Annotated in this window: 6 protein-coding genes; 3 read left to right on the forward strand and 3 right to left on the reverse strand. The window is 34.3% G+C overall.

Going from position 1 to position 7,307, the window contains the following annotated elements:
- Positions 1-103: 103 nt before the first annotated feature.
- The 3 genes from FC88_RS12325 to FC88_RS12335 form a co-directional block, all read right to left on the reverse strand.
- Entirely contained in the window at positions 104-1,543 is a 1,440-nt protein-coding gene (locus tag FC88_RS12325; protein WP_057816058.1) for a family 1 glycosylhydrolase, read from the reverse strand.
- 16 nt (positions 1,544-1,559) lie between these two features.
- Positions 1,560-3,416, reverse strand: a complete 1,857-nt coding sequence (locus tag FC88_RS12330) for a beta-glucoside-specific PTS transporter subunit IIABC (RefSeq protein ID WP_057816060.1) — start codon at positions 3,414-3,416, stop codon at positions 1,560-1,562.
- Positions 3,417-3,551: 135 nt separating this feature from the next.
- Positions 3,552-4,517 (reverse strand): LacI family DNA-binding transcriptional regulator, encoded by a 966-nt coding sequence (locus FC88_RS12335; RefSeq protein WP_235526943.1) that lies wholly within the window; start codon positions 4,515-4,517, stop codon positions 3,552-3,554.
- Positions 4,518-4,856: 339 nt separating this feature from the next.
- Between FC88_RS12335 and FC88_RS12340 the strand changes: the two genes are divergently transcribed.
- From FC88_RS12340 to FC88_RS12350, 3 genes are all read left to right on the forward strand, one after another.
- On the forward strand, positions 4,857-5,369 hold the full coding sequence (locus FC88_RS12340; RefSeq protein ID WP_057816066.1) for a VanZ family protein: 513 nt from the start codon (positions 4,857-4,859) through the stop codon (positions 5,367-5,369).
- Positions 5,370-5,407: 38 nt separating this feature from the next.
- Complete coding sequence (locus FC88_RS12345; protein WP_057816069.1) at positions 5,408-6,292, forward strand: alpha/beta hydrolase; 885 nt, start codon at positions 5,408-5,410, stop codon at positions 6,290-6,292.
- An 80-nt stretch (positions 6,293-6,372) separates the two neighbouring features.
- A complete protein-coding gene (locus FC88_RS12350) occupies positions 6,373-7,176 on the forward strand; it encodes an aldo/keto reductase (protein WP_057816071.1) in 804 nt (267 codons plus the stop codon).
- Positions 7,177-7,307: the final 131 nt, after the last annotated feature.

Below are 7,307 nucleotides of genomic sequence, written 5' to 3' on the forward strand. Positions count from 1 at the left end.
CTTAACTTTTCTTTATTTTTCCAAAGTGGCTAACTTGTTCTTGCAATTTGCGAAAAATAAAAACACCCCGTAAAAGGGATGTTTTTTTATTTCAGTATAAAATTTAATCTAAGTCTTCACCGTTACTTTCAACAGCTTTCTTATACCAGTAGTAGGAGTCTTTCTTTAATCTCTTATTAGTACCGTTGCCGTCATTGTCACGGTCAACATAAATGAATCCGTAACGTTTTGACATTTCGCCAGTAGATACTGAAACTAAGTCGATTGGACCCCACATAGTGTAACCTAAGCACTCAACACCGTCTCTGATAGCTAAGCCCATTTGTTCCAAGTGTTCCTTGTGATACTTGATACGATAATCATCATGAATCTTATCATCATCAGTTACATGATCGATTGCCCCAAGACCGTTTTCAACGACCATAAGAGGTTTTTGATAACGATCATACATATCATTCATAGTGATTCTTAGACCAACTGGATCAATGATCCAACCCCAGTCACTTGCTTTCAAGTAAGGATTAATAACTGAATCGGAGAAAGTACTTGCAAAGTTACTTGATGCTGTATTTCCTAGTAAACGTTTGTCTGTTGTGATAACACCTGATGAGTAGTAACTAAATGAAACGTAATCAACTGTATCCTTCAATGCTTCCAAATCATCGTCAGTGATATCCAATTTTATATTGTTATCTTCAAAGAACTTCTTAGCATAACGAGGATAATATCCACGTGCTTGAACATCAGGGAAGAAGTATGATTCACGCATAACTTTTTGTTTTTGCAAAACATCTTGAGGGTATGGAGTATAAGCGTAATTACAAATTCCAGCAATCATACTACCAATCATGAAGTTTGGATTGATTTTATGACCCATAGTTACAGCTTTAGCCGATGCGACTAATTGATAATGAGCAGCTTGATATTGTGTTTGTTTAGGATTTGGATCACCAGTTAAATCTAGTCCGGCACCAAATAGTGGATAGTGTAACAACATATTGATTTCATTGAATGTGATCCAATATTTAACTTGATCCTTGTAGCGTGTGAATAATAACTTAGCTAGTTTCAAATATTCATCGATCATACGGCGGTCAGCCCAACCATTGAATTCTTCAACAGCCCACATTGGTGTATCGAAGTGGTCAATAGTAATTAGAACTTGCATACCCAATTCGTTGGCTTTTTTGATGACCTTATCATAGAATTTTAAACCATCCTCATTAGGCTTATCCATATTAGCTTTAGGGAAGATTCTAGGCCATGAAACAGACATACGATAGATGTTAAAGCCCATACCAGCAAGCAATTCTAGGTCTTCTTCCCAGTGATGATATCCGTCAATACTTACTCTATTAGGATAAAAATCATACTTCTTTTTCATTGTTTCAAGGGGATGTTTCATAGCTTGCTTTCTGCCATGTGCTTCGTCAGGTAAAATATCCATTACTGACAATGTTTTACCATCTTCGTCAAATCCACCTTCGTATTGATTTGCGGCAGTAGCACCACCCCATAAGAAATTCTTTGGAAAGTTACTCATAATTAATATCTCCTTTTTAATTTAATGTTAAATTGATTGCCAAATCACTATTAGTATCTAATTGTGGTTCGACATTATAATCCTTACTGTTTAAAACAATCATCATAACGGTATTGTCAAATCCAGCTTCAGCAATTTTTTCATAATCAAAATCAATTAATTCTTGACCTTGAATAACAGTATCGCCATCTTTGACTAAACTATTAAAATATTTGCCTTTTAAATTAACAGTATCGATTCTTAGATGGATAAGTACTTGTGTACCAAAGCTGTCAGTAATTCCGATAGCATGATTGGTAGGGAATGTAGCTGTGATTTTTCCTGAAACAGGAGCAACTACTTTATTGGATGTTGGTATGATTGCGATTCCTTTTCCCATCTTTTCTGAAGAAAATACTTCGTCATTGACATTAGATAAAGAAGTTTTAGTACCACTTACTGGCATGATCAATTCATCATGGTCAGATGTTTGGATGGTATCGGTATCGCTATCGAGATTTGATTGTTCATCTTCAACACCTTTTAGGCCAAACAAATATGTTAAAACAGCTGCACCAATAAAACTGACAGCCAAGCCAATCATTTCACCAACAAAGCCATGACCTAAGTATGTAGGAATGGAAAGTAAACTTGGAAAAGCAAAAGCATGAGCTTGTGTTCCGGCAAGTCCAATAATGATTCCACCAACGGCACTACTTGCAATCGCAATGTAAAATGGCTTCTTGTATTTCAAAGTAACACCATAAAGAGTTGGTTCAGTGATACCAAAAATAGCGGCAATAAATGCGGAACCAGATACTTGTTTCATTTTCTTATTCTTAGTTTTCAAGAATACACCTAATGCGGCACCAGCTTGTGAGAATACAGCGGCACAAGCAATAGGGAAGATAGGATCAACACCTTGATTGGAAATATTACTCATAATTAAAGGTAAAATCATCCAATGGAAACCAAACATTACGATTACTTGCCATAGACCACCAATAATAATTCCAGCAAGTATAGCGGCATGATTGTAAATACCCATGATTGAGCCAGCTAATGCATTACTGATCGTTGAGCCAATTGGACCAACTACCATTAAAGTTAATGGAACCATGATAACTAGTTCTAGTAGAGCAACGAAAACATATTTCAAACTATTTGGAATAACCTTGTTAAGCAATGGTTCTAAGTAGCTCAAAATCCAAATTGATAACATAATAGGAATAACTGATGAAGTGTAACTCATTGGAATTACAGGAATCCCTAAGAAATGTAGAGTTGTATCGTTAGTTGCTAAAGCAACGATATCTGGATAAACAAGTGCACCAGCAATAGCAACACTAACAAATCTATCAACGTGTAATTGTTTAGCGGCCGTAAAAGCAATGAAAATAGGTAAGAAGTAGAACAATGAATCACTAGCAGCATTCAAAATAATATATGTTCCACTCTTTGCACTTAACCAACCTACAGTTGAGAATAATGCTAGAGCACCTTTCAAAACACCGGCACCACAGATAGCATCTAAGAATGGCATGAATAAACTGGAAATGAATGAAATAAATCTATTCAATAATCCTAAAATACCTTTTTTCTTTGGTTCATCTTCTGAAGTTTCGGTTGATGAACTTGCATCCGCATGAACTCCATCTAATTTAATAAATTCGTTATATAAGTCTGCGACTTGAGTTCCGATAACTATTTGAAACTGTTCACGGCTATATACAACTTGAATAACACCGTCTAATGCTTCAATTTTCTTTTGTTGAACTTTGTCTGGATTATTAACATTGAATCTTAATCTAGTAGCGCAATGCCAGACTTTTTTTATGTTCTTCGGTCCGCCCATTAACGTTAGGATCTGTTCTGCGAGATCGTGATATGACATATTAATTCCCTCCAATGCGACATTTATTATCTTCGTATGGAACCGGTTCCATCCAACGACAATATAGTACATCGTGGGAATATTCCCACGTCAAGGGCAAAATAAAAAAGAATTATAAAAAGTTATAATCCTTTCTTAGCAAGTGGTTCGTATGATTAGCCTTGGAGTGATTTTTATTTCTTCAAATTTTTTATTTTCCAAGCGTGAAATTATGTTATTGATGCAATTTATGGCCTGAATTTCCATATGAGTATCGACTGTTGAGATATTCATATATTTACCAAAATCGCTATTATCAAATCCAAATACTTTAACATCTCGCGGAACGTTAACTTGATGTTCTCTGAGAGTAGAGATGAAATCTGCTGCAACATAGTCCGAATATGCTAAAACAACTTTTGGTGGGTTAATAGTTTTTAAATAGGTCAAAGCTGCTTGCTTTCCAGCTCCACCTTGTTCAGGAAAAAATAATTGCCAATCGTTATTAACGCAAGGATAGTCATGTTCAAATTCATTAATAGCTTTTATTCTGGCTTTCGTATTACTTTTTTTACGATCATTCAATATATGTCCAATATTGTCAACGTCATAAGTATTTAGAATATACAATAAAATTTGTTTGTAAAGTGGATGGTGATCTATATATGAAGAATAGATTGAACAACTATCGATTCTTCTCCAAGTAGAAATGGGGCCATATTTAGCAAATTCTTTGATGGTATTCCATCCATTTCTTGTAGAGACTAAAAACAATCCATCCAAAACATGTAACTTTAGGTAGTTTAAAACATTTAGTTCTTGTTCTTTATCCTTAGTGAAATAAACATTCACACTATATCCTTTCTCTTCAGCAATGTGCGTTATATAACTCAATAGATATCCGACAGCTGGATAATAACTAGTGGCTACGAAACCAATAATATTAGTTTTTTGTTGTCGCATTTGTCGGGCTAGTATATTAGGCATATAGCCCAATTCGTCAGCAGCGGCGATGATTTTTTGTCTACTTTTTTCGGAAACATGACGAGAACCACTAAAAACTCGAGAAACCGTTGATTTAGAAACGTTGGCTTTTTTCGCTACGTCGAATATATTTGTCAATTGTTTTTCCTCCTTAGGTAGAGTTGATATCATGATTATAGTATAAATACATGATTAATAAATTTTGTTTTTTAGATGTATTTTATAAAGTAAATAAATAGACAAGATATAAATTGAATTAAAACTTTCCAAAAATTGTATTGCTTAGTGGACTAGTTGACAACTTAACTTTATAACAATATTCAGATAAGACTGGAGTTTTCTCCAGCCTTTTTTCATGCTTTTAATAATAATCCACATTAATTTCAAACTTTCGTCATCATTTCTTAAGCTAGTTTAAATACTCCTCAAGTAAAGTAATAACTAACAAATAAGAAAAAAGATGAAAGGAGAAATAGTATGCGTTATATACCGTTATTATTTATTCTGACAATAGCTTTTTGCTTAGGATTAGCTGTTCTCAATTTAGTTAAAAATTTTGAAAAACGTCGTTTCAATTTAATCAGTTTGGTTTACTTAACATTTCTAGCAACCATTTTATTTACACCAATTTCATTTGATGGCTCATCAGTTTACTTGATGCCAGCTGGTATTGGGCAAGTGAATTTACATCAGTTAGATATTTGGGAATTAGGTTTCGCTGAGAATATTATTTTGACTGTGCCATTAGGATTTTTGATCAAATATTATCTCCCAAAAATTTCAACAATATCCATGGCACTTGCTGGATTTCTAATTGGCAGTTTAATTGAGACAGCTCAATTTTTCTTATCCCACATTTTCTTGATCAATCGTACAAGCGACATCAATGATGTAATCGCCAATGCCTTAGGAATTGTTGTTGGAGCAATCCTATTGATTGTTTATGAAAAAATTACTGAAAAGTCTACGTCTAAACAGGGTCATATTTAGTCTGTGGTAGAATTACTATGTAATTGGAGGTGCTTTCTATGAAAGATAATATTACAGAAGCAATTTTACAGATGAGAAAACAATTTAAGACTCAAGATGATAAACGTGATGCGGGATTACCAACAGAAATTCCTGAAGTGACACGGATCAATGATTTAGCATATGGTCCAGATCCTAAATGGAATTTATTAGATATTTATTTACCTAAAAATACTACAAAGCCAATTCCTACTATTATTAATATTCACGGTGGTGGTTGGTGCTATGGAACTAAAGAGACTTATCAATTCTTTGGTTTAAATTGGGCTAAACGAGGTTTTGCTTTTATCAATGCTAATTATCGTTTAGCACCGGATGTATCATTTCCAAAAGAGTTGGACGATGTGAATAGTTATATTCATTTTGTGGCAAAGCATGCTGCTGAATATGGTTTAGATAAAAATAATGTCTTTTTAATGGGAGACAGTGCCGGTGGTCAAATGGCAGAACAATATGTCACGATTTTGACTAATCCGAAGTATCGACAATTATTCGACTATGAAATGACGGACTTAAAATTTAAAGCGGTCGTTTTGAATAGTGCTGCTAATTTTATGGTTGAACCTAAGGCTATCAATGGGGCTGTGGCAGGGTACTTTACTCCAGAGTCAGTTCAAAAATATTCAGAACAGTTGAATGTTGAAAAGTACATTACCAAAGATTTCTTACCGACTTATCTAAGTACAGCTAATCAAGACTTCTTACGCAATAGTGCTTTTAAGATGGACGGCTTTTTGACGGCTAAAGAAATTTTCCATATTTGTAAGATGTATGGTGATGAGAGGAATCCACGCGGGCACGTTTTCTTGATCAATCAAAAAGATGAACTTGCCAAAAAAGCTAACGACGATGAGATGGCTTTTCTCAAGAGTTACCTTAATTAGATTCTAAAATGATATAATGTAAACGCGTTCTATTTAATTGAAATTATTGTGGAATGACTCAAGAGAATGGAGAAATTTGTATGGAATATAAAGAATTTAGTAATGGCGTATCAATTCCGATGTTAGGTTTTGGGACTTACAAGATTGATAACGCCGACGTTCCTGCTGCTATTCAAGGTGCTTTAGATGCTGGATATCGTCACTTTGATTGTGCCCACATCTATGGTAATGAAGCAGCTATCGGTGAAGCATTTGAGAAAGCTGACGTTAAAAGAGAAGATTTATTCATCACTTCAAAAGTTTGGAATGCTGATCAAGGTTATGACAAGACTCTAAAGGCTTTTGAACAAACTATTAAAGACCTTCAAATGGACTACTTAGATCTATATTTGATTCACTGGCCAAATGAAGAAGATTTTGATTTGACACTTGATACTTGGAAAGCTATGGAAACACTTTATAAGCAAGGTAAAGTTAAAGCTATTGGTGTATCAAACTTCTCAGAAGACCAATTGAAGAAAGTCTTTGCAATGTGCAAGGTTAAGCCTATGGTCAATCAAATCGAGCGTCACCCATATAAGGTTCAAGCAGAATTGGGTAAATTTGACGAAGATAATGGTATTGTCAATGAAGGATATTCACCAATTGGACACGGCCACTTGATTCTAGAAGACGAAACTATTAATAAGATTGCGAAAAATCATCACAAGACTGCTGCTCAAGTAGTATTGCGTTGGCATATTGACACAGGATTTGTAGTCTTTCCTAAATCATCTAAAGTTGCACGTGTTAAGGAAAACTTTGACATATTCGATTTCAATTTAGATGAAGATGAAATTAAAGCTATCAGTGCTTTGGATCAAGACAAACATTTGAATTATTAGTCAAAAAGAGAATTGAAGTCGACTGCTTGAAGTGCTCTAAAATTGTTAGACATAATCTAACAACTTTGGGAGCACTTTTTTTATGACAAAATACTCTTCAGAATTTAAAGTAAAATTAGTAAATGAATATT

It is taken from the genome of Companilactobacillus futsaii JCM 17355, assembly GCF_001435505.1.
GTDB classification, from domain to species: domain Bacteria; phylum Bacillota; class Bacilli; order Lactobacillales; family Lactobacillaceae; genus Companilactobacillus; species Companilactobacillus futsaii.